Annotated in this window: 16 protein-coding genes and 1 riboswitch; of the genes, 7 read left to right on the top strand and 9 right to left on the bottom strand. The window is 68.9% G+C overall.

Annotation, left to right across the window (positions count from 1 at the left end; translation table 11 throughout):
* Window positions 1-4: 4 nt before the first annotated feature.
* From GIY23_RS18500 to hutI, 3 genes are all read left to right on the top strand, one after another.
* Complete coding sequence (locus GIY23_RS18500; RefSeq protein WP_154077823.1) at window positions 5-1204, top strand: allantoate amidohydrolase; 1200 nt, start codon at window positions 5-7, stop codon at window positions 1202-1204.
* The gene (locus GIY23_RS18495; RefSeq protein WP_154077822.1) at window positions 1204-2523 is read left to right on the top strand and encodes a formimidoylglutamate deiminase; all 1320 of its coding nucleotides are present in this window, start codon (window positions 1204-1206) and stop codon (window positions 2521-2523) included. The genes GIY23_RS18500 and GIY23_RS18495 overlap by 1 nt, the downstream gene beginning before the upstream one ends.
* 65 nt (window positions 2524-2588) lie before the next feature.
* Window positions 2589-3749 carry an imidazolonepropionase gene (gene hutI / locus GIY23_RS18490; protein WP_154077821.1) on the top strand — a complete coding sequence of 387 codons (1161 nt, stop codon included), beginning with the start codon at window positions 2589-2591 and terminating at the stop codon, window positions 3747-3749.
* 224 nt (window positions 3750-3973) lie between these two features.
* Here hutI and GIY23_RS18485 read toward each other — a convergent pair whose 3' ends face one another.
* From GIY23_RS18485 to GIY23_RS18460, 6 genes are all read right to left on the bottom strand, one after another.
* Window positions 3974-4885, bottom strand: a complete 912-nt coding sequence (locus tag GIY23_RS18485; RefSeq protein ID WP_154077820.1) for a LysR family transcriptional regulator — start codon at window positions 4883-4885, stop codon at window positions 3974-3976.
* 52 nt (window positions 4886-4937) lie between these two features.
* Window positions 4938-6119, bottom strand: a complete 1182-nt coding sequence (locus tag GIY23_RS18480) for a glycine C-acetyltransferase (protein ID WP_154077819.1) — start codon at window positions 6117-6119, stop codon at window positions 4938-4940.
* Window positions 6120-7151, bottom strand: coding sequence for an L-threonine 3-dehydrogenase (tdh, locus tag GIY23_RS18475; RefSeq protein ID WP_154077818.1), 1032 nt, complete (start codon window positions 7149-7151; stop codon window positions 6120-6122).
* A 175-nt stretch (window positions 7152-7326) separates the two neighbouring features.
* Complete coding sequence (locus tag GIY23_RS18470; protein ID WP_154077817.1) at window positions 7327-7509, bottom strand: DUF6104 family protein; 183 nt, start codon at window positions 7507-7509, stop codon at window positions 7327-7329.
* 160 nt (window positions 7510-7669) lie between these two features.
* Window positions 7670-11494 carry a multifunctional oxoglutarate decarboxylase/oxoglutarate dehydrogenase thiamine pyrophosphate-binding subunit/dihydrolipoyllysine-residue succinyltransferase subunit gene (locus GIY23_RS18465; RefSeq protein WP_154077816.1) on the bottom strand — a complete coding sequence of 1275 codons (3825 nt, stop codon included), beginning with the start codon at window positions 11492-11494 and terminating at the stop codon, window positions 7670-7672.
* A gap of 385 nt (window positions 11495-11879) precedes the next feature.
* Entirely contained in the window at window positions 11880-15638 is a 3759-nt protein-coding gene (locus tag GIY23_RS18460) for an ABC transporter ATP-binding protein (protein ID WP_228717379.1), read from the bottom strand.
* A 149-nt stretch (window positions 15639-15787) separates the two neighbouring features.
* On the opposite strand from GIY23_RS18460, the gene GIY23_RS18455 reads away from it, so the two are divergent.
* A complete protein-coding gene (locus GIY23_RS18455) occupies window positions 15788-16264 on the top strand; it encodes a GNAT family N-acetyltransferase (RefSeq protein ID WP_228717378.1) in 477 nt (158 codons plus the stop codon).
* A gap of 246 nt (window positions 16265-16510) precedes the next feature.
* Here the strand turns inward: GIY23_RS18455 and GIY23_RS18450 are convergent, their stop codons facing one another.
* From GIY23_RS18450 to GIY23_RS18440, 3 genes are all read right to left on the bottom strand, one after another.
* The gene (locus GIY23_RS18450; RefSeq protein ID WP_154077814.1) at window positions 16511-17356 is read right to left on the bottom strand and encodes an ABC transporter permease; all 846 of its coding nucleotides are present in this window, start codon (window positions 17354-17356) and stop codon (window positions 16511-16513) included.
* A complete protein-coding gene (locus GIY23_RS18445; protein ID WP_154077813.1) occupies window positions 17356-18399 on the bottom strand; it encodes an ABC transporter ATP-binding protein in 1044 nt (347 codons plus the stop codon). Before GIY23_RS18445 ends, GIY23_RS18450 begins: the two co-directional genes overlap by 1 nt.
* Before the next feature lie 142 nt (window positions 18400-18541).
* Window positions 18542-19135, bottom strand: coding sequence for a hypothetical protein (locus tag GIY23_RS18440; protein WP_228717377.1), 594 nt, complete (start codon window positions 19133-19135; stop codon window positions 18542-18544).
* Between the two features lie 509 nt (window positions 19136-19644).
* Between GIY23_RS18440 and ald the strand changes: the two genes are divergently transcribed.
* From ald to GIY23_RS18425, 3 genes are all read left to right on the top strand, one after another.
* Window positions 19645-20760: an alanine dehydrogenase gene (gene ald, locus GIY23_RS18435; protein ID WP_154077812.1), complete on the top strand. Its 1116-nt coding sequence runs from the start codon at window positions 19645-19647 to the stop codon at window positions 20758-20760.
* A gap of 220 nt (window positions 20761-20980) precedes the next feature.
* Window positions 20981-21077: riboswitch (glycine riboswitch) on the top strand.
* Between the two features lie 152 nt (window positions 21078-21229).
* Complete coding sequence (gene gcvH / locus GIY23_RS18430) at window positions 21230-21604, top strand: glycine cleavage system protein GcvH (RefSeq protein ID WP_154077811.1); 375 nt, start codon at window positions 21230-21232, stop codon at window positions 21602-21604.
* 28 nt (window positions 21605-21632) lie between these two features.
* Window positions 21633-22988 carry an L-serine ammonia-lyase gene (locus GIY23_RS18425; protein ID WP_154077810.1) on the top strand — a complete coding sequence of 452 codons (1356 nt, stop codon included), beginning with the start codon at window positions 21633-21635 and terminating at the stop codon, window positions 22986-22988.
* Window positions 22989-23005 lie beyond the last annotated feature (17 nt).

The raw sequence follows: 23005 nt of genomic DNA, 5'->3' as shown, positions 1-23005 counted from the left end.
TGTCGTGAGTTCACCCACCGATCTGCTCGCCGAGATCACCACGGTCGGCGCCGACGGCGCGCGCGGCGGTTACAGCAGGCACGTTTTCGACCGGTCCGAGCACGAGCTGCGGGAATGGTTCACCGGCCAGGCCGAGAAACGCGGTTTGCAGGTCACCACGGACCGCAACGCGAACGTGTGGGCGTGGTGGGGTGAACCGGCACCCGACGCCGTCGTCACCGGGAGCCACCTCGACTCCGTTCCCGGCGGCGGCGCCTTCGACGGCCCGCTCGGCGTGGCGTGCTCGCTCACGGCGATCGACCTGCTCCGGGCCGAGGGTTTCGAACCCTCGCGGCCGGTGGCGGTGTCGGTGTTCGCGGAGGAGGAGGGATCCCGGTTCGGCGTGCCGTGCCTGGGGTCCCGCCTGCTGACCGGCGCGATCGACCCGGACGTCGCGCGCGACTTGCGCGACCCCGACGGCGTCACCTTCGCCGAGGCGATGAGGTCTTCCGGGCTCGCTCCCGACCACGTCGGACGCGACGACGAGTCACTCGGGCGCATCGGACAGTTCGTCGAGCTGCACGTCGAGCAGGGGCGGGGACTGGTCGACCTCGACCGCTCGGTGGCCGTCGCCTCCAGCATCCTCGCGCACGGGCGGTGGCGATTCCGGTTCCGCGGTCAGGGAAACCACGCGGGGGCCACGCTGATGGACGACCGGAGTGACCCGATGCTGCCCGCCGCGCAACTCGTCTCCGCCACCCGGCGCGCGGCCTTCACACGAGACGGTTCCCGTGCCACGGTCGGCAGACTCGTGCCGACTCCCGGTGGAACGAACGTGATCGCCTCCACTGTGGACGTCTGGCTCGACGCACGCAGCGAGCACGGTGAACACGTAGGGGAGATCGTCGGCGAACTCACCGAGGTTGCCCAGCAGATCGCCGTCGACGAGGGCTGCACCGTCCAGGTGTCGGAGGAGTCCTACACACCGACGGTGTCGTTCGAAGCCGGGTTCCGCGACGACCTCTCGGGTCTGCTCGACGCCCCGACACTGCCGACCGGTGCAGGGCACGACGCCGGAGTGCTCGCGGCCACGACACCGACCGCGATGCTGTTCGTCCGAAACCCCACCGGGATCAGCCACGCGCCCGACGAGTTCGCCGAAGCAGGCGACTGCCTCGACGGAACCCGTGCGCTGGCCCGAACTCTGCGACACTTGGCGGCCTGATGACGACGACGTACTGGTGCGAACACGCGTGGCTACCGAGCGGGGTGGTCCACGGCGCCGTCCTCGAGATCGAGGACGCACACATCACCGCGGTGGAACGCGCGAAGTCACCGCCGCCGCACGCGGAAACCCTGTGGGGATTGACGATTCCGGGCTTGGCCAACGCGCATTCGCACGCTTTCCACCGCGCACTTCGCGGCCGGACCTCGGGCGGACGCGGCACGTTCTGGACGTGGCGGGACCAGATGTATGCCGTCGCGGAGAACCTCGACCCGGACCGCTATTACCAGCTCGCCCGCGCGGTGTACGCGGAAATGGTGTTGGCGGGCATGACCTCCGTCGGCGAGTTCCACTACCTGCACCACGCGCCGGGCGGCCGCGGCTACGACGATCCCAACGCCATGAACACCGCCCTCGTCGCCGCCGCCTCCGACGCCGGGATTCGCTTGACGCTGCTCGACACCTGCTATCTCGCAGGCGGGTTCGGCGCCGACGTCACCGGTGTGCAATGGCGCTACACCGACGGTGACGTCGACGGTTGGTTGTCCCGAGTGGACAAATCCGCGATCGGCTCGGACAGCGTGTTGCTCGGAGCGGCCATCCATTCGGTTCGCGCCGTCCCGTCCGCGGCGATCGAGGACGTCGCAGGGTGGGCCCACCGCAACGAAGTTCCGCTCCACGTCCATCTGTCCGAACAGCGTGCGGAGAACGCCGCGTGCCTCGCAGCACACGGTTGCACCCCGACCGAACTGCTCGACCGTCACGGCGCACTCGGTGCCGCCACGACCGCCGTGCACGCCACGCATCTCGCGGCCGCCGACACGGCGCTGCTCGGGAGCAGCCGCACGGGTGTGTGCCTGTGCCCGACGACCGAGAGCGACCTCGCCGACGGGATCGGGCCTGCCACCGAACTCGCCGTCGCCGGAAGCCCGCTGTCGGTGGGCAGCGACGGGCACTCCGTCATCGACCCGTTCACCGAGATCCAAGCGGTCGAAGGTAACACGCGACTCAGCACCGAGACGCGGGGCAGCTTCGGGCCGGCCGACCTCCTCGACATCGGTGCCGAGTCGGGGCAACGTTCGCTCGGATGGCACGACGCCGGACGCCTCGACGTGGGGGCCCGGGCCGACTTCGTGACGATCGGACTGGACAGTCCGCGACTCGCCGGTGTCCCCGCCGAGACCGCTCTCGTCGCCGCACGCGGCGATGACGTCCACCACGTCGTCGTCGACGGCCGCATCGTCGTCCGCGACCGCGGGCACCACGCGTTCCCGGATCTCGGGCGGTCCCTCGCCGACGCCATCGAGGCCGTCACCTGACCCGTCGATTCCCGCAGGACACACGCGGGTCAGAGAGTTCACGTAACCACGAGAATGAGTGAGCGATGGCAAGCACTGTTATTACCGGGATCGGCGAACTGCCCACGCAGGACGACGAACTGGGCACTCTGACCGGCGCCGCGATCGTCCTCGACGGCGACAGGGTCGCCTGGGTCGGCCCCGAATCGCAGGCGCCCGAAGGTGACGAACGGGTCGACGTCGAGGGGCGCGCGGTGCTGCCCGGCTGGGTCGACAGCCATACGCACCTCGTGTTCGCCGGAGACCGGACGGCGGAGTTCGCCGCCCGCATGAACGGCGAGCCCTATCGTGCCGGTGGCATCGCGGTGACCGTCGAGGCGACCCGCGCGGCCACCGACGAGGACCTGGCCGAGACGGTGCGCCGTCACGTCGACGAAGCCGCCGCCCAGGGAACCACCTGCGTCGAGACGAAAACCGGCTACGGGCTCACCGTGGCGGACGAACTTCGAGCCGCGCGCGTCGCCGCCGGGGTCGCCGACGAAGTGACCTTCCTCGGCGCACACCTCGTCCCGCCCGGCGAGGACGCCGACGACTACGTCGACCTCGTCTGCGGGGACATGCTCGACGCGGTGGCCCCGCACGTGCGCTGGTGCGACGTGTTCTGCGAGTCCGGGGCTTTCGACGAGGACCAGTCCCGCCGGGTACTGCTCGCCGCGAAGAAGCGCGGGCTCGGGCTGCGAGTACACGGCAACCAACTCGGGTCCGGTCCGGGGATTCGTCTCGCCGTCGAAACCGAGGCGGCCAGCGTCGACCACTGCACGTACCTCGAACAGTCCGATGTGGACGCGCTCGCCGGGTCGGAGACGGTGGCCACGCTGCTGCCTGCTTGTGATCTCTCGACGCGGCAACCACTTCCGGACGCTCGTCGCCTCCTCGACGCCGGTGCGACCGTGGCGCTCGCGTCGAACTGCAACCCCGGGTCGTCGTACACCTCGTCGATGGCGTACTGCGTCACCACGGCAGTGCTCCAGATGCGCATGACCGTGGACGAAGCGGTACGAGCCGCGACGTGGGGCGGAGCGCGGGCGCTGCGGCGCGAGACCGGAGACGGAGCGGTCGGCGTCGTCCGGCCGGGCGCGCGCGCCGACCTGCACGTGCTCGACGCCCCGAGCTCGTCGTGGCTGGCCTACCGTCCCGGCGTTCCGCTCACCCACGCCGTGTGGCGCTCCGGCCGCACTGTGGCGTAGAGAGAACTCCTCATCAGCAGGTGTTGCTCGGTGGGTCGGGTGGCGGAACCTCAGCGCCCTCCTCGCTGCGGGATCGGTATCTCGAGTAGCCACCTACGCCACGAAACCGCTGTCCTCGCGAGGAGGGCGCTGAGAACCCGCCGGTGGTCCGGCTGCGTCCGCTGCTGACACGACCCAACGTGCAAGGACCGCTGAGCGCCGCCTCCCGGCGGCTTGTCGTTAAGTCAGACCGCGGCGAACGCGGTGCGCGCCTGGGACTGGACCGCGTCCAGCACGAGTCGCAGGAGCGGATGCTGTTCCCGTCCACGTTGGACGGCAGCGAACACGCGACGTGTCGGCGGTCGGCCCGAGACCGGACGCACGACTGCCTCGTGCCCCGGGTCGATCGCGGTACGCGGTACCAGCGCCACTCCCGTTCCGGCAGCCACCAGCGCGACGACGGCGTGGTAGTCGTCCGAGGTGTGTGTGGTGCGGGGGAGGAATCCCGAGTTCTCACAGGACACTTCCGCCACCGATCGGCACGGATTCCCCGGCAGCGGCGAGATCCACTCCTCGTCCCGTAAGGACGTCAGCTCGATCGCCTCGCGTGCGGCGAGTTCGTGGCCGGGCGGCAGGACGACGTCGAACGGTTCGGCGTAGAGCGGGTACCGGGTCACCCGGTTGTCGTCGGCCTGCAACGTCGAGCTGTACTCCATCGAGATCGCGACGTCGACGTCCCCGGTGAGCAGCAGTGCCACGCTCTCGTGTCCTTCGGCGTCGCGTACCCGGACGGTGACGTCCGGAGCCTGCTCTCGCAGCGACGCGATCACCGGAGCCAGGACCTGCGTGATCGCCGACGAGAACGAGGCGACCTCCACGCGCCCCACGGCGCCCGCGGCACACGCCGCCAGCGTCGCCTCGGCACGATCCAGCTCCGCGAGGACCGTGGTCGCGTGTTCTGCGAGCAGCTCGCCCGCGGCGGTCAGCCGCACGCGGCGACCGCGCCGTTCCAGCAGCGACTGGCCGGCCTCGCTCTCGAGCGCGTTGAGCTGCTGGGACACCGCAGACGGGGTGAGGAACAACGCTTCGGCGGCGGCTCGCACGGTGCCGTGGTCGGCGAGTGCACGCAGGACGTGCAACCGCCGCGAATCCATCATCCGGTCAGCCTACGAGCCACACACGACCCTGGCCACGCGCCTGCCGGACAAGTCAGACCATGGCGTTGCGCGCCGCGACGAAGGCGGACACGGCTCGTTCGACGTCGTCAGCCGAATGTGCCGCCGACATCTGGGTGCGGATGCGGGCCTTGCCCTTCGGTACCACCGGGAACGAGAACCCGATGACATAAATTCCGTTGTCCAGCAACAGATCCGCCATCTTCGCCGCCTCGGCGGCGCCCCCGATCATGACCGGAATGATGGGATGCTCGCCGTCCAGCAGGTCGAACCCTTCCTCGGACATGCGACGCCGGAACAGCTCGCTGTTGTCGCGCAGACGCTGCCGCAACGACGGCTCCGAAGCCACGAGGTCGAGCGCGGCCAGCGACGCGGCCACGATCGACGGTGCCAGCGAGTTCGAGAACAGGTACGGGCGGGAACGCTGCCGCAACAACTCGACGACCTCGGCTCGCGCGGCCGTGTAGCCGCCGCTCGCGCCGCCCAACGCCTTGCCGAGCGTGCCCGTGATGATGTCCACCCGATCCTGCACGCCGAACAACTCCGGTGTTCCGGCTCCGGTCGCACCCATGAACCCGACCGCATGCGAATCGTCGACCATGACCATCGCGTCGTAGCGCTCCGCCAGATCGCAGATCTCGTCCAGCGGCGCCAGATATCCGTCCATCGAGAACACGCCGTCGGTGACGATCAAGCGGTGCCGCGCGTCCTGGGTGTCGGCCAGCTGCTGTTCCAGCTCCGCCATGTTCCGGTTCGCGTACCGGCCGCGGCGCGCCTTGCACAGCCGCACCCCGTCGATGATGCTCGCGTGGTTGAGTTCGTCGGAGATCATCACGTCCCGCTCGTCCAGCAGCGTCTCGAACAGGCCGCCGTTGGCGTCGAAACACGAGCTGTAGAGGATCGTGTCCTCCTGCCCGAGGAAGTCCGCGAGGCGACGTTCGAGCTCCTTGTGCGGGGCCTGCGTGCCGCAGATGAACCGCACCGAGGCCATCCCGAAGCCCCACTGCTCGAGGGACTGCTGCGCGGCCTCCACCAGCTTCGGATGGTCGGCCAGTCCGAGGTAGTTGTTCGCGCAGAAGTTCAGCACCCGGTTCCGGTCGCCCTGCACTCCGACCTCGGCGCTCTGCGGCGACGCCAGCACCCGCTCGGTCTTGTACAGGCCCGCCTCGCGGATCTCGTCGAGCTTGCCGCGCAGTTCGTCGCGCATCGTGAACATCTACCGCACCGTCCAATCCAGGATGATCTTTCCGCAACGCCCCAGCCGTGCGGTCTCGAACGCCTCTTCGTACTGCGTGCACGGGAACCGATGGGTGATGACCGGGGTGAGGTCCAGGCCCGCTTCCAGCAACACCGACATCGAGTACCAGGTCTCGAACATCTCCCGACCGTAGATGCCCTTCACGGTGAGCATCTTCAGCACGACCTGGCCCCAGTCGACGGCGAATCCCTCGGAGGGCAGGCCGAGCATCGCGATCCGGCCGCCGTGGGACATGTTGCCGATCATCTCGCGCAGCGCCGCCGGTTGGCCGCACATCTCCATGCCCACGTCGAAGCCCTCGGTCATCCCGAGCTGGCGCTGGGCTTCCTCGACGGACGACTCCGCGACGTTGAGCGCCCGCGTCGCGCCGACCTTGCTCCCCAGCTCCAACCGGTGATCGCTGACGTCGGTGATGACGACGTTGCGGGCTCCCGCGTGCCGCGCCACGGCCACCGCCATCAGCCCGATCGGCCCGGCGCCCGTGATCAACACGTCCTCGCCGACCACCGGGAAACTCAACGCCGTGTGCACCGCGTTGCCGAACGGGTCGAAGATCGCCGCAACGTCCGGGTCGAGGTCCTGCTGGTGCACCCAGCAGTTCGACTCGGGCAGCACCGCGTAGTCGGCGAACGCCCCGTGCCGGTGCACGCCGAGCCCGCGCGTGTTCGCGCAGAGGTGGCGGCGGCCTGCGCGGCAGTTCCGGCAGCGCCCGCACACCAGGTGCCCTTCGCCGCTGACCTGGTCGCCGACACACACCTGGGTGACCGCGGACCCGACCTCGACGACCTCGCCCGCGAACTCGTGACCGATCACGAGGGGAGCAGGCACGGTCTTCGCCGCCCAGTCGTCCCACGCTTCGATGTGCAGGTCCGTCCCGCAGATGCCTGTCCGATGGACCCGGATGATCACGTCCGTCGGTCCCGGCGTCGGGTCCGGCACCTCGGTCAGCTCCAAGCCCGGGGCGGGCGACGTCTTCACCAGTGCTCGCACGGCTACCTCCTCGGCCCGTTCCCAGTCGAACGGTTCCGAAGGATTCTGTCCCGGCCCGCTGTACAGGGTCCATCGCAACTTTCTGCACTGCCTGGTAAGCACCACTGCACAGCGCGTGGCAGTAAGGGAACATTCCAGTCACCAGTGCGCGGAAAGTTCCCTTACTGTCAGCGCGTCACTCGTCGGGATCGTCCTCGTCGTCGCGCGCCAAGAATGTGGCGAGCCGTTCGGTCGCGTTCTCGAACTCGGGGTGGCGGTCGACGAACGCGCGCAACCGGTCGGCGACCCACGCGAGCGTGACCTCTTCCTCGCCGCGGCGGTCCTCCAACTCCTCGATGCCCCGATCGGTGAAGTACACCCGTCCTCCCTCGCACTCTTGCGTCTCGCTGCCGAGGTGACAGCAAGGGAACTTTACTGTCACCGGTGACAGTAAAGTTCCCTTACTGTCACCACCCCCCGCGCGCACGACGGCGGGCCGCCGGTTCCGGAGAACCGACGGCCCGCTGCTGTGGTAGGCGTCAGTCGTCGAACGCGCCGGAGACGACCTCGGCCTGCTCGACGTCGTGTACGACCTTCATGCCCGATGCCGGGGCGGCCATCGCACGGCGCGACACCCGCTCGATGCCGGTGAACCGCTCCGGAGCCACCTCGGGCAGCGCCAGCCCCAGAAACGGCCACGCGCCCTGGTTCGCAGGCTCTTCCTGCACCCAGCGGATGTTCGTGGCGTTCGGGTACCGATCCAGCAGCTTGCGCAGCTTGTTGTGCGGCAGCGGGTACAGCTGCTCCAGCCGCACCACCGCCGTGTCGGTCAGGCCGCGCTTCTCCTTCTCGTCGGCCAGCTCGTAATACAGCTTGCCGGTGCACAGCACGAGCTTGGTCACCGAAGCCGGGTCCGGCTGGGTCGGGTCATCGATCACCGAGGTGAACTTGCCCTCCGTGAAGTCCGCGACCGAGCTCGTCGCCGCCTTCAGACGCAGCATCGACTTCGGCGTGAACACCACCAGCGGGCGGTGAATGCCGTCGAGCGAGTGACGCCGCAGCAAGTGGAAGTAGTTCGCGGGCGTCGACGGCATCGCCACCGTCATCGAACCCTCCGCGCACAGCTGCAGCCAACGCTCGATCCGGCCGGACGAGTGGTCCGGGCCTTGGCCCTCGTGGCCGTGCGGCAGCAGCATCACCACGTCCGAACGCTGGCCCCACTTCGCCTCACCGGACGAGATGAACTCGTCGATGATCGGCTGCGCGCCGTTGAAGAAGTCCCCGAACTGCGCCTCCCACAACACCAGCGCGTCCGGGTTCGCCACCGAGTAGCCGTACTCGAAACCCACCGCCGCGAACTCGGAGAGCGCCGAGTCGTAGACGAGGAACTTCGCCTGGTCGTCGCTGAGGTTCTGCAACGGCGTGTACTCGGTGCCGGTCTTGCGGTCGATGAGCACCGAGTGCCGTTGGCCGAACGTGCCGCGCCGGGTGTCCTGGCCGGTGAGCCGCACCGGACGGCCTTCCATCGCCAGCGAACCGAACGCCAGCAGCTCGCCGAACGCCCAGTCGACACCGCCGTCGGTGGCCATCTTCGCGCGGCGGTCCAGCACCGGCTTGACCCGCGAGTGCGGCGTGAAGCCCTCCGGCCAGTTCACCTGCGCGTCCGCGATGCGCTGGAAGGCCTCCGGGCTCAACGAGGTGTTCAGCTTCGCGGGCAGCGTCTGCTCGGACTCCACCGACGGGCTCACCTCCGGCGGGTGCTTCTCCAACTCGCGAACCTCGTTGAACACGTGCTCGAGCTGGTTGGCGTAGTCCTTGAGCGCCTTCTCGGCTTCCTCGACGGTGATGTCACCGCGACCGATGAGCGACTCGGTGTAGGTCTTGCGCACGCTGCGCATCTTGTCGATCGCGTCGTACATCGCCGGCTGCGTCATCGACGGGTCGTCGCCCTCGTTGTGGCCGCGACGGCGGTAGCAGACCATGTCGATGACGACGTCCTTGCCGAACGCCTGCCGGTAGTCGACGGCGAGCTGGGCGACCCACACGCACGCCTCGGGGTCGTCGCCGTTGACGTGGAACACCGGGGCGCCGATGACCTTGGCGACGTCCGTCGAGTACTTGCTGGAGCGCGAGTGCTCGGGGGCGGTCGTGTAGCCGACCTGGTTGTTGACCACCACGTGCACGGTGCCGCCGGTGCGGTAGCCCCGCAGCATCGACAGGTTCAGCGTCTCCGCGACCACACCCTGACCGGCGAACGCGGCGTCGCCGTGCAGCAACACCGGCAGCACGGTGAAGCCTTCCTGACCCTTGTCGAGGACGTCCTGCTTGGCGCGGACGATGCCCTCCAGAACCGGGTTCACCGCCTCCAGGTGCGACGGGTTCGACGTCAACGAGACCGTCGTCTCGCCGTCGCCGAACATCCGGAAGTACTTGCCCTCGGCGCCGAGGTGGTATTTGACGTCACCGGAACCGTGCGCCTGGCCCGGGTCGAGGTTGCCCTCGAACTCGCGGAAGATCTGCGAGATCGGCTTGCCGACGATGTTGGCGAGGACGTTGAGGCGGCCACGGTGCGGCATGCCGATGACGACCTCGTCGAGTTCCGAAGCCGCCGAGGAGTCCAGCACCGCGTCGAGCAGCGGCACCACGGTCTCGGCACCCTCCAACGAGAACCGCTTCTGGCCGACGTACTTGGTCTGCAGGAACGTCTCGAACGCCTCCGCGGCGTTGAGCTTCGACAGGATGTACTTCTGTTCCGTCGGATCGGGCTTGACGTGCGGCTTCTCCACCCGCTTCTGCAGCCACTCGCGCTCGTCGGGCTCCAGGATGTGCATGTACTCCACGCCGACCGTGCGGCAGTAGGAGTCCCGCAGCACCCCGAGCACGTCGCGCAGCTTCATGCGCTCCTTGCCCGCGAAACCGCCGACCGGGAACGTCCGGTCCAGGTCCCACAGGGTGAGGCTGTGCGAGAGGACATCGAGGTCCTCGTGCCTGCGCTGCCGGTAGTTCAGCGGGTCGATGTCGGCCATCAGGTGGCCGCGGGTGCGGTAGGCGTCGATGAGTTCCAGCACCCGGGCGGTCTTGTCGACCGCGCCTTCCGGGATGTCCTGGGTCCAGCGCACCGGCTCGTACGGGATTCGCAGCGAGGTGAAGACCTCGTCGAAGAACCCGTCCTCGCCGAGCAGCAGCTGGTGCACCTTGCGCAGGAAGTCGCCGGACTCGGCGCCCTGGATGACCCGGTGGTCGTAGGTGGACGTCAGCGTGACGATCTTGCTGATGCCCATGTCGATGAGTGTCTGCTCGCTGGCGCCCTGGAACTCGGCGGGGTAGTCCATCGCACCCACGCCGATGATCGCGCTCTGCCCCTTGGTCAGCCGTGGCACCGAGTGGTTGGTGCCCGACGGGCCGGGGTTGGTCAGCGAGAACGTGGTGCCCGCGAAGTCGTCCGCGGTGAGCGCGTTGTTGCGGGCCTTGCGGATGATGTCCTCGTAGGCCTGCCAGTACTGCTGGAAGGTCATCTCCTCGCAGCCCTTGATGGAGGCCACGACGAGGTTGCGGTCACCGTCCTTGCCGGGCATGTCGATCGCCAGGCCCATGTTGATGTGCTCGGGCGTGATCGCGGCAGGCTTGCCCTTGGCGTCTTCACCGTAGTGGCGGTTCATGTTCGGGAAGTCCCGCATCGCCCGCACCAGCGCGTAGCCGATGAGGTGCGTGAACGAGACCTTGCCGCCCTTGTTCCGCTTCAGGTGATTGTTGATGACGATGCGGTTGTCGAACAGCAGCTTCGCCGGGACCGCGCGCACCGAGGTGGCGGTGGGAACGGTCAGCGACTGTTCCATGTTCTTCGCGATCGCCGCGGCGGCGCCGCGCAGCGACTTGGTGTCCCCTCCGTCCGTGCCGTTCTTGACCGGCGCGGCCTTGGCGGCCTGCTGTGGGGACGGCTTGGCCGACTGCTGGGACTGCTGCTTCGCGGGAGCCTCGGCGGGCTGGGACGCACCGGACTTCTGCGCCGTCCCGTCCTTCTTCTGCGACGCGCCGTCCTGCCGCGCAGTGGCGTCCTTCGCAGGGGCGGTGTTCGGGGCTGGGTTGTTCGCGGAGGTCGCGGCCTGCCGGGAAACCTGCCCGTTGCCGTCCCCGCCGGTGGTGGTCGCGGTGGCGGCACCGCCGGAACCACTCGCGTCGGACGTGGCTGCGCGCGACGTCGCGGCAACGGTGTTGTCGGTGGCGGCCTCAGTCGGCTTGTAGTCGGCGAAGAACTCGTGCCACGCCGGGTCTACCGAGGAGGGATCGTGGAGGAACTGCTCGTACATCTCCTCGATCAACCACTCATTGGGGCCGAACTGTGAAGCAGGGCTGCTGCTGGACACGGCTGGCGTTCGCCTCAATCCATCTGCTCGTGATTTACAGACACACTCACGTACCAGGCTAGCGGTCCTTGTCGGGCCGGTGGCACACAGGAGGACCGGCGTGGGTGGAAAACCGGTCACAGAATCGATCAGGATCACTCGGATCCCCGATTTTCTCCCCGGTCGGGTCACGCGAACGGGGCGTCGATCGAGTACTATGCGCCGCCGCCCAGGCGGAGTGCGTCCGTACTGTTCCGTCTGTCATGTCGTCCGCTCCGCACCCGGTGTTTCGGAGCCGGACGCGGCTCCCGCCGAGTGGGACACGATCGGTCACACCGCGGGACGTGGAGGGTGTGCGGGTGGGTCTGCCGTCGCGGAAACCGGATGCGGATCAGTCCGCGACCACTCAGCCGGGAGTACCGGTGTCGGCGTGTTCCCGGCCCGTCTCGGGCGCCGAGAAGTCCCCCGCCTCCCACAGTCGTGCGTAGTGGCCACCGGTAGTGAGCAACTCGTCGTGCGAACCCTGCTCTGCGATCCGCCCGCCGTCGACGACGACGATGCGGTCCGCCCGCGCCACCGTCGCCAGCCGGTGTGCCACCACGAAGGTCGTCCGCGACGAGGCGACCCGGGCGCTCGCGTCGACCACCATCGCCTCCGTCGCCGGATCCAACGCGGCCGTCGCCTCGTCGAGCAACAGCAGGTCGGGATCGACCAGCTCCGCCCTGGCGAGTGCGACCAGCTGACGCTGACCCGCCGAGAGGTTCTTGCCCCGCTCGCCGACCTCGGTGCGGAAGCCGTCGGGCAACGCGGCGATCGCGGCCAGCGCACCCACCTTGCGGGCGGCCGCCTCGATGTCGTCCGGGCTCGCACCCGGCACCGCGTAGGCGATGTTGGTCGCCACGTCTCCCGCGAAGAGGTGTCCCTCTTGCGGGACCACGGCGATCCGCCGGTGGAACGCGGCCAGGTCGTAGGCACGCACGTCGACCCCGTCGACGAGCACCGAACCCTCGGTGGTGTCGTAGAAGCGCGCGAGCAACTTCACCAACGTCGACTTCCCTGCGCCCGTCGGCCCGACCAGAGCCACCGTTTCTCCCGGCGACGCGTGCAACGTGATGTCCCGCACCGCGTATTCCGGGCCGCCGTAGGTGAACGACACCGACCGCAACTCCACGTCTCCCCGCAGCCGGGACGGCACCGCCACCGGCCGCTGCGGTTCGGGAACCGACGTGGGGGTGCGGAGCAGATCCCCGATCCGACGCATACCCACCCGCGCCTGCTGGTAGCTGTCGAACACCGATCCGAGCTGTTGGACAGGGCCGAACAACAGCCCCAGGTAGAGCAGGAACGCCACGAGCACACCGGCCGTGAGCGTCCCCGAGGCCACGCGCGCCGCGCCGACACCGAGCACCGCCGCCTGGGCCAACTCGGAGAGCAAGGCCACGAACGGGAAGTAGGTCGCCACGTAGCGCTGCGCCCGCAGCCGGGACCGACGATAGTCGTTACTGCGTTCGGCGAACATCGACGCCGAGTGCTCCTCGCGGCGGTGCGCCTGGGCGACGCGGAGCCCGGAGACGTTCTCCTGCATGTCGGCGTTGACCGTGCTGACCTTCTCCCGCGCCTCCGCGTACGCGGTGCTCGACAGCCGGCGGAACACCACGGTCGCGAGCACCAGCGGCGGCAGTACCGTGAATGCCACCACCGCCAGCGACGGGTCGGTGATCAGCAGCGCCGAGGTGATCCCGAAGATCGTCAGGATACTCACGACCGCCTGTGCCATCCCGGTTTGCAGGAATGCCGACAGTGCGTCGACGTCGGTGGTCATCCTGGTCATGATCCGGCCGCCGAGCTCGCGTTCGAAGTAGTCGAGCCCGAGCCGCTGCAGATGGGCGTAGCTGCGCAGACGCAGCAGGTAGAGCAGGCTCTCGCCGGTGCGTGCCGCCACGATCGTCTGTGCCCGCACGGCCAGCCACCCCACCAGCACGACGACGGCCGCGATCACGCTGACCACACCGAGGGTCGCCGTGTTCCCGACGGAAACCCCCCGGTCGAGGCCCTCACGGATCAGGGACGGCAGCGCCACCGAGGTCGCCGCGTCCGCGGCCACCAGCAGGATCGTCAGTGCGAGGCCCCACCGGATCGGTCGCACCAACCGGGCCAGTCGGAACTGGGGGTCCGGCGCGGTCGGATCCAGACTCCGAGGCAGGTGCGGGTGGTCGCGAGCAGGAGGCAGGGTACGCAGCCCTGCCAGCAGTTCCGGTGTCGGAGCCATCGAATCGACAGTGGAGTGGCCGGTCCCCGCGTCGGTCGTCCGGGTGTGCGCGGCGAGCTCGTCCGGCTTCGGCACCTCCGGCCACAGCTGTGCGTCCCACTCGTCCTGCTGGGGGGCGTCGTCCCGGATCCGCTCGATCTCCTCACCGGGCCCCGCCAGCAGCGACCGGAACAGCGGGCACCGTGCTTCGAGCTGCTCCCGGGTGCCGACGTCGACGACGCTCCCCTCGTCGAGCACGGCGATCCGGTCCGCCAGGTTCAACGTCGAACGCCGATGCGCGATGAGCAACGTCGTCCGCTCCGCCGTGACCTGCCGCAGGGTGCCGTGGATGGCGGCTTCGGTCGTCGGGTCCACCGCCGAGGTCGCGTCGTCGAGCACCAGCACGCGCGGATCGGACAGCAGCGCCCGCGCCAGCGCGACCCGTTGACGCTGTCCGCCGGAGAGGGTGAGGCCGCGCTCGCCGACGACCGTGTCGTAGCCCTCGGGTAGCGCGGTGATGAACTCGTGCGCTTCGGCCGCGTCGGCTGCGGCACGGACCTCGGCATCGGAGGCGCCCGGTCTGCCGTAGGCGATGTTGGCCCCGATGGTGTCCGAGAACAGGAACGCTTCCTCGAACACGACACCGACCGCCGTGCGCAGCGAATCCATCCGAACGGAGCGCACGTCGAGCGCGTCCTCGCCGGCCCGGAGCCGCACCGAACCCGCGTGCACGTCGTAGAAGCGGGGAAGCAGCAGCGACACCGTGGACTTGCCCGAGCCCGCCGAGCCGACCAACGCGACGGTCTCGCCAGGCTCCACCTGAAAAGAGGCGTCGCGCAACACCGGTTGGTCCCGTGTGTAGCCGAATGTCACCCCGTCCAACTCGACGCGCAGCGGTCCGCTGGGCAACGGCACCGCGTCCGGCGCTTCGCGGACCTCGGGCTGCGAGTCGATGAGGCCGAGAATGCGCTCCGTCGCGGCGCGAGCGAGCTGGGCCTGGATGATCAGCCCGGACAGCATCCGGGCCGGAGCGACGAGCATCGCCATGTAGCCGGCGAACGCCACGAAGGTTCCCACGCTGATCTGCCCGCGCATCACGAGCAGACCGCCGAGCGCCAGCACCGCGACCTGGCCGGCGGCGGGTAGCGCCGACATCAGTGCCGTCGGCATCGACGCCAACCGGGCCGTTCGCAGCCGTTCCGCGTAGAGCGTGCGAGCCCGATCTCGTAGCCGGGAGACTTCGCGTCCTTCCTGCCCGAATCCCTTGACGACCCGTACTCCGGTGACGGTCTCCTCGACCTGCTGGGCGATGTCGGCGGCGCGTTGTTGAGCCGACCACGTCGCCGGATACAGCGTGCGCTTGCTCCGGGCCGACACGAACGCCATCAGCGGGCCGACGACCAGTGCGATGACCGTCATCAGCGGGGAGAGCCAGAGCATCGCGACGAACGCGACGACCGCCAGCACGACCATCCCCGACGCCAGCGGGAACATCATCAGCAGCGACGTGACCAGCTGCAGGTCGCTGATCGAACGAGACACGACCTGCCCGGTGCGCAGCGCGTCCTGCTTGCCGCCGTCGAGGCGTTGCACGGAGGCGAACACGGCACGCCGGAGGTCGTGCTGCACGTCGACCGCGAGCCGCCCGCCCCAGTAGCGCCGGACGAACGCGGCTGCGAACCGGAAGACGCCGACCGCGACCAGTGCGGTCACCACCCAGCCGAGCCGGGCTGTGCTCTGCGCCACCGCGTCATCGACGGCGAACTTCGTCAGCAGCGGCACCACCGCCTCGGTGCCGACCGCGGTCATCGACGCGCCGAGCGAGAGCAGCACCGCGGCCGGGTGCCGCCAGCAGGCCGCCCAGATCCGACGGACCCACCCGCCGGAACTCGAGTCGGATCCGAAGGAGTCACTCACGCCCCCAGGTTAGGCACACCCACCGGCGCCGGGGGCGTGACAGTAAGGGAACTTTCCTGTCACCAGTGACAGGAAAGTTCCCTTACTGTCACGCGCTGAGCGGGACCGGGGTCGACACGCTTGCGTGAGTGAGGGGCAGACTCGGCGGTGTGACACGCGAGGCAGGCTTCACCATCGAGCCCGAACCGATCGACAGTCTTGAGGCCCAGGGCGCGCTGTCGTCCTACGTCGCCGAACTGGAGGAGCGGTTTCCGGACGGTTTCGACACGAGCCGAGCCGCTCCACCGGCCAAGACCAACTTCGTTCCACCCGCAGGGGTGTTTCTGTTGGTCCGATCCGGTGGTGCGGTGCTCGGCTGCGGTGCGCTGCGGACCGACTCCGACGGGGCGGGCGAGATCCGTCGCATGTGGATCTCACCCGCGCTGCGCGGTCGCGGAGCAGGCCGGGCGTTGCTGGCGGAGCTCGAAGCCCACGCGCGGCGCTACCGTTGCGACCGGATCCGGCTGGACACCGCGGCCGAACTCCACGAGGCTCGCGCGCTGTACGCCTCCGCCGGCTACGCGGAGGTCCAGGCTTACAACGACAACGCCTACGCCGCGCACTGGTTCGAGAAGCGCCTCGTCTGACAGTAAGGGAACCTTCCTGTCACCCGGCCCTCGGCGTCGCGAGACACACCTCGTCTCAGAACGCATGTGAGAACTTGGGTGGGTGGCCCGGTACCGCCGCCCCGGTTCACGCCTTGAGCACCACGCGTACGCGGCGAGAACCCCTGCCTTACGAGGCACGTACTGGAACGCCGGAGTTTCTCACCCTGCCGTGCGGCTGTAGGAGGCGTGCCCTACGGGCACACATGCCAGCTCCCAAATCCACTCTCAGGTGATGTCGCGCCTGCGGCTGAGGAGCCAGCCGCCGACGACGGCGACGGCGGCGTAGCCGGCGAACGTCAGCACGCTCGCCCACCACGGCTGTCCGTACGTGCCGCCGAAGGTGAAATGCAGGAACTCGAACGCCTCGGCGGGCACGTTCTGCTCGTTGTCTCCCGCGACCGCCCGGATGAACACCGGCACGGCGATGTTGCCGACGATCCCGGAGGCCGCCGCGCCCGGCAGATAGCCGGCGAGCTCGGACCATTCGCTGGTCGCCAGGAACGGGGCGAGCACCAACTCGAAGAACTTGTAGACCAGCACCGTGACGATGACCAGCGGTGGGTTGGTGATGATCGCGCCGAGGCCGACGCCAAGCAGCGTCCACAGCATCATCGACAGCAGTCCGGCTGCGCCGACCGCGAACCAGTCTGCCGGGTTGCCGAATCCGGCGAGACCGGCGCCGAGCAGCGCGCCGAGGCTGGCGAGCACCAGGTTCACCAGACCGTAGAGCAGGCCGAGGTTCGCGTAGGAGATGAGCTTGGCACCCATGACGGCGCCACGGGGATTCCCGGTGAGATACGTCGTGGTGATGTTCTTGTTGTTGTGCTCGGAGGAGTACGACAACGCGCCGAACAGCACCGCGAACACGGTGCAGAAGTTCGTCGACATCGACACCGTGAGCAGCCCCAGCGGCAGGGGCTGGCCGACGCTGTCCTGGATCTCCTGGACGGCGCCGAGCGCGGTACCGGCCCAGGAGGCGAAGAAGCTCAGAATCGCGACCGGGATGAGCATCCCCCACCACACACCGGTGGTGAAGATCTTGCGGAACTCGGCCTTGACCAGCGGCCCCATCAGGCACCCCCTCCGAGGCCGGCGTGTCCACCGTGGTTCGGTCGTCCTTGATCGGGTGGTTGCTGCGGCGGTGCGTACGGGTCGGGCTGCCCCGGCCCGCCGGGTGAGCCCCACTGCGCGCCGTTCGTCGGTGCCGCCGCGTGGTACTGCCCGCGGGTCAGCTGGAAGAAAAGCTGCTCAAGATCGACGTGTTCGTCCCGCATCCCGTACAGCGCGACGCCGCTGTCGAGGGCGAGGTCGGCGACCGTGCGGGAGTCGGTGTCGTACACCGCGAGTTGCCCGTCCTGCTCGTACTCGACGCGATATCCCCGCTGTTGCAGTGCCGTGACGAGCGCCGCCGGGTCGGAGGCCTGAACGAGCACGCGGGTGCGTTGCTCGGCGCGTATCCGTTCCAGGTCGCCGTTGTAGACGCACCGGCCCTGGCTGACGATCACGACGTCGTCGACGGTGTGTTCCATTTCGCGCAACAGGTGACTGGACACGAGCACCGTGCGGCCGGTGGCCGCGAAGGACCGAAGGAACCCGCGCAACCAGGCGATGCCTTCCGGGTCGAGACCGTTGGAGGGTTCGTCGAGGACCAGCACCTGCGGGTCACCGAGCAGTGCGGTCGCCAGCGACAGGCGCTGTCGCATGCCGAGTGAGTACCCACCCACCCGGCGCCTGCCCGCGCTGCTCAGGCCGACGAGGTCCAACGCCCGCTCGACCTGCTCGTCGGGCACGTTCATCGCGGCCGCGTAGCAGCGAAGGTGGTTGCGTGCGGTGCGACTGCCGTGAAAGCTCTGCGCTTCGAGCACCGCGCCCACGACCGTGGCTGGGTTGCTCAGTTGCTGGAACGGCACGCCGTTGATCGTTGCGTGCCCCGCTGTCGGGGTGACCAGGCCGAGGATCATGCGCAGGGTGGTCGTCTTGCCCGAGCCGTTCGGCCCGAGGAATCCGGTCACCACACCGGGCTCGACCGTGAAGCTGAGGTCCTGCACCGCGTCGACTTGGCCGAACGACTTGCTGAGGCCGTGTACCGCGATGCGACCGCTGCGGTCGTGCAAAACCCGTCCTCCCGAATGGCGTCACGTTCGCCCGGCGTCACGATCCGGGCGTGTCCATCGTGCCTCATCGCTCATACGGGTGGACGAACTGGTGCGGGTCGACAGGCTGGTGCGGGAGCAGTTCAGGCACGCGATGCCGACGTCAGCGGGCCGTCCTGTCAACCACACCTGCCCGGTGGATCCGCGTGTGATCGGTTTCGAGATGTCCGCCCATCGGTGGCTGCGGCCGGGCCCGGCCAGTGGCGAGGTCGGGGAGCTCGAACTCGTCGGTGTCCCATTCGCTCGGCCCCTCGTCCCCGGACCGGACGATCATCTCGGCCACGACCGGGCCGGTGTGCTCGGTGTGGTGGCGGGTCGGCCCTGCATGAGCCCGGCGTGTGCGGAACCGGCTGCGGCGGGCCCGGTTCGCCTGGTCGGAGTGGTCGCCGACGAGGTAGCGGTAGGCGGTAGTCCAGACCGAGCACGGCCAGCGGCGGCCGCGGAAAGCGCCGGGGCAGGCGTGGCAGCGTCCCTCAGCGTCCGGGCGGTGTTCGTCGAGCAGCCTGCGGAACCCTTCGGACAGTCGGTAGAGCTCGGTGCGGGCGAGTGGGATCAGCGTGTCGGCTCCTGCCGTAACGGCGCCGTCCAGCGTGTCGAGCCGGCCGAGGACGTCGCGTCGCCAGTGGTCGTGCTGGTGTTCGGTGCCTGCGTCCGGCTCGTGGTCAGGGGTTTCGGCGGTGGAGGCTGTCCGGTCCATGTCGTGCTCTCCCGGGGTCGTGAGCCGACGTATTCGACGGGGGCGGTTTAACCGTGCTCGCCACCAATTCGGGTGGCGTTCGTCCGCACTGCGAGTGGTCATCGGCGCGTGCCCCGCGCGACTGCACAACCACGGAGTGAAGGTCACCGTTTCGAGTGACGCTGGTGTATGAACTCCGCCCTGGGAAATTCCCCGTTCGGGGCCCAGGGGGCGTCGGCAAACACGCGGTCGTGTCCTACACTGGGGTTGGCGGCGTGCTCCCGGTGACCCCCAGGCTGGTCGAGCGCGCCGCCCTTTCTTCGCTTCATCCGTGTCGTCGTCCAGCGTGGCCGCATACGCCGCGCGATTTGTGCTCACGCACAACGCAACGGGTCGAGGTCGTCCTGTGGGCACGATGCGTCGCCGCTCCCGGCAGCGGATCGTGGTGCGCAACACATCTGAACGCCCAGGAGGCGTCCCGGACGAGGAACGCGCACCACAGTGCGCGAGGACGACGAGAGGACTTCGCCGTGAAGATCGCAGTGCCCCGCGAGATCAAGAATCACGAGTACCGGGTGGCGTGCACACCAGCGGGGGCGTACGAGTTCGTCAGCCGCGGCCACGAGGTCTTCGTCGAGACCGGAGCCGGGACGGGCTCGGCGATTCCCGACGAGGACTACCTGGCCGCGGGGGCGAAGATCCTGCCATCGGCCGACGAGGTCTGGGCCGAAGGCCAGCTCGTGCTCAAGGTCAAGGAACCGATCGCCGAGGAGTACCCGCGGCTGCGGCGCGGCCAGGTGCTGTTCACCTACCTGCACCTGGCCGCCGAGGCAGAACTGACTCGGGCACTGCTCGCCTCCGGAGCCACCGCCATCGCCTACGAAACGGTCCAGACCCCCGGCGGCGGGCTACCCCTGCTGGCGCCGATGAGCGAGGTCGCAGGCAGGCTCTCCGCGCAGGTCGGCGCGTATTCGCTGATGAGCCCCACCGGAGGCCGGGGCGTGCTGCCCGGCGGAGTGCCCGGCGTGCCGCCGGCCCGTGTCGTGGTCATCGGCGGCGGAGTCGCCGGGCTCAACGCGGCGAGTATCGCGCTGGGCATGGGTGCCGACGTGGAGGTGCTGGACACCAACGTCGACAAGCTTCGCGACATCGACCGCGACTACCGCGGCCAGATGCGCACCATCGCCTCCAACCGCTACACCCTCGAACAGGCCGTGACCTCCGCCGACATGGTCATCGGCGCCGTGCTCATCCCCGGCGCGCGAGCCCCGAAGCTCGTCTCCAACCAACTCGTCTCGCAGATGCGTTCCGGCAGCGTGCTCGTCGACATCGCCATCGACCAGGGCGGCTGCTTCGCCGACTCCCGGCCCACCACGCACGACGCGCCGACCTACACCGTGCACGAGTCGGTGTTCTACTGCGTGGCCAACATGCCCGGTGCCGTGCCCAGCACGTCGACCCACGCCCTCACCAACGTCACGCTGCCGTACGCACTCCGCATCGCCGACGAAGGCTGGCGCGACGCCTGCCGCGCCGACGACGCGCTCGCCGAGGGCCTCAACACCCACGAGGGATACCTCACCAACGCCGCCGTCGCCGAGGCCCACAACCTCTCCCACACCGAGGTCACCCACGCCCTCGCCTGAGATGACAGTAAGGGAACTTTCCTGTCACTGGTGACAGGAAAGTTCCCTTACTGTCACCGGCGACGAACCTCAGGCGAAGAGGGATGCGAGGGGACGGGGCGCGGTCGGCGGAGGAGCCGCGTCGGAGGCGAGTGGCCGGTGCTCGAGACGAGCCGCCCGTTGACAGCGCGAACGGCCCGATTATCGTTGCTTCTCGAACAGACAACCGCACACCGGCCGTCGACACCGAACGGGAGAGACCCCGCGACCAGCTCGTGGGGCGCCGAAGGAGCAAGACTCCCCGCACACTCTCAGGCACCCATGACCGTTCGGCCGAGGCAACTCTGGAAAGCGTGCCCGGCGCGCACCCACGGTGAAAGCCGCCTCGTGCGGTGAATCTCTCAGGTTCCGCAACAGAGGGGGAGGCACGGGACGCGGAGCGTCCGTGCCCGCTGCAACGAGTGCGACCCCTCGACGGACGGAGCCTGCCATGTCTCTTCCCACCACCCTGAGCTACACCGAGGAACACGAGTGGCTGGAGGACCGCGGCGACGTGGTCCGGGTCGGTGTGACCCCGTACGCGGCCGAGTCCCTCGGCGACATCGTCTACGTCCAGCTGCCCGACGTCGGCGACACGGTGAAGGCCGGAGAGTCCTGCGGCGAACTCGAGTCGACGAAGTCCGTCAGCGACCTGTACGCACCGGCCACCGGTGAGGTCGTCGCCGTCAACGAGGCGGTCGCCGACGAGCCGGGCCTGGTCAACGCCGAACCGTTCGGTGCGGGGTGGCTGTTGGAGCTTCGCGTCGAGCAGCCCGGCACGGTGCTGACAGCGCAGCAGTACGCCGAACTCACGGGCACCAGCTGACCCGCCTCGCGAGGGGAGGTACCGATCAATGGCGATCAGTGTCTTCGACTTGTTCTCGGTGGGCATCGGCCCGTCGAGTTCACACACTGTGGGACCGATGCGTGTGGCACGGATGTTCGTGTCGCGGTTGCAAGAGTCGGGGCGGCTGCACGACGTCGCCCGAGTGAAATCCGAACTGTTCGGATCGCTGGGTGCGACCGGCCACGGCCACGGCAGCCCGAAAGCCGTCCTGGTCGGGCTGGAAGGTCACGCACCGGAATCGGTGGACCCTCGGGCTGTGGAACCCCGGGTCGAGGAGATCCGGGCCACGAACCGGCTCCGGCTGGGTGGCGAGCACGAGATTCGCTACTCGGTGGACCGGGATCTCGTGATGCACCGGCGCAAATCGCTTCCGTTGCACCCCAACGGAATGCGGTTCGTGGCCCAGGACAAGACCGGTGAGGCGCTGCTGTCGGCGACCTACTACTCGGTGGGTGGTGGGTTCGTCGTCGACGACGACGCGTCGGGCGCGGACCGCATCAAGGAGGACGAGACGCCGGTGGCGCACCCGTTCTCCACAGGGGACGGTCTGCTGGAACAAGCTCAGCGCACCGGTTCGTCGATCAGTGAACTCATGCTGGCCAACGAGGCGTCGTGGCGGGACGAGGAGACGACCCGGCGCGGGCTGGTCCACATCTGGGACGTCATGCAGGAGTGCGTGCACAACGGCTGCACGGCCGACGGGGTGCTGCCCGGTGGTCTGAAGGTGCAGCGCCGCGCGGCCGACCTGCGGGCGAGTCTCACCGACACCGATGACGCGATGGAGTGGGTGACGCTCTACGCGTTGGCGGTCAACGAGGAGAACGCCGCAGGCGGTCGGGTCGTCACCGCGCCCACCAACGGGGCCGCGGGCATCGTTCCCGCCGTGCTGCACTACTACGCGCGGTGTGTGCCCGGTGCGGACGAGAACGGGATCGTGCGCTTCCTGCTGGCGGCGGGTGCGATCGGCGTGCTGTTCAAGGAGAACGCGTCGATCTCCGGGGCCGAGGTCGGGTGTCAGGGTGAGGTCGGCTCGGCCTGCTCGATGGCCGCGGCGGGTCTCACCGAGGTGCTCGGCGGCACTCCCGCACAGGTGGAGAACGCCGCCGAGATCGCGATGGAGCACAATCTCGGGCTCACCTGCGACCCCATCGGGGGACTGGTGCAGATCCCGTGTATCGAACGCAACGCGGTCGCGTCGGTCAAGGCGATCACGGCCGCCCGCATGGCGTTGCGCGGCAACGGTTCGCATTTCGTGTCGCTCGACAAGGTCATCAAGACGATGCGCGACACCGGCCGGGACATGAAGGTCAAGTACAAGGAGACCGCGCGCGGCGGACTCGCCGTCAACGTCATCGAGTGCTGACGGGCGGGTGTGGCGGG

Source organism: Allosaccharopolyspora coralli (assembly GCF_009664835.1).
Taxonomy (GTDB): Bacteria; Actinomycetota; Actinomycetes; order Mycobacteriales; family Pseudonocardiaceae; genus Allosaccharopolyspora; species Allosaccharopolyspora coralli.
Note: the sequence above shows the minus strand (reverse complement) of the source record. Positions and strands in the feature narration are given on the sequence as shown.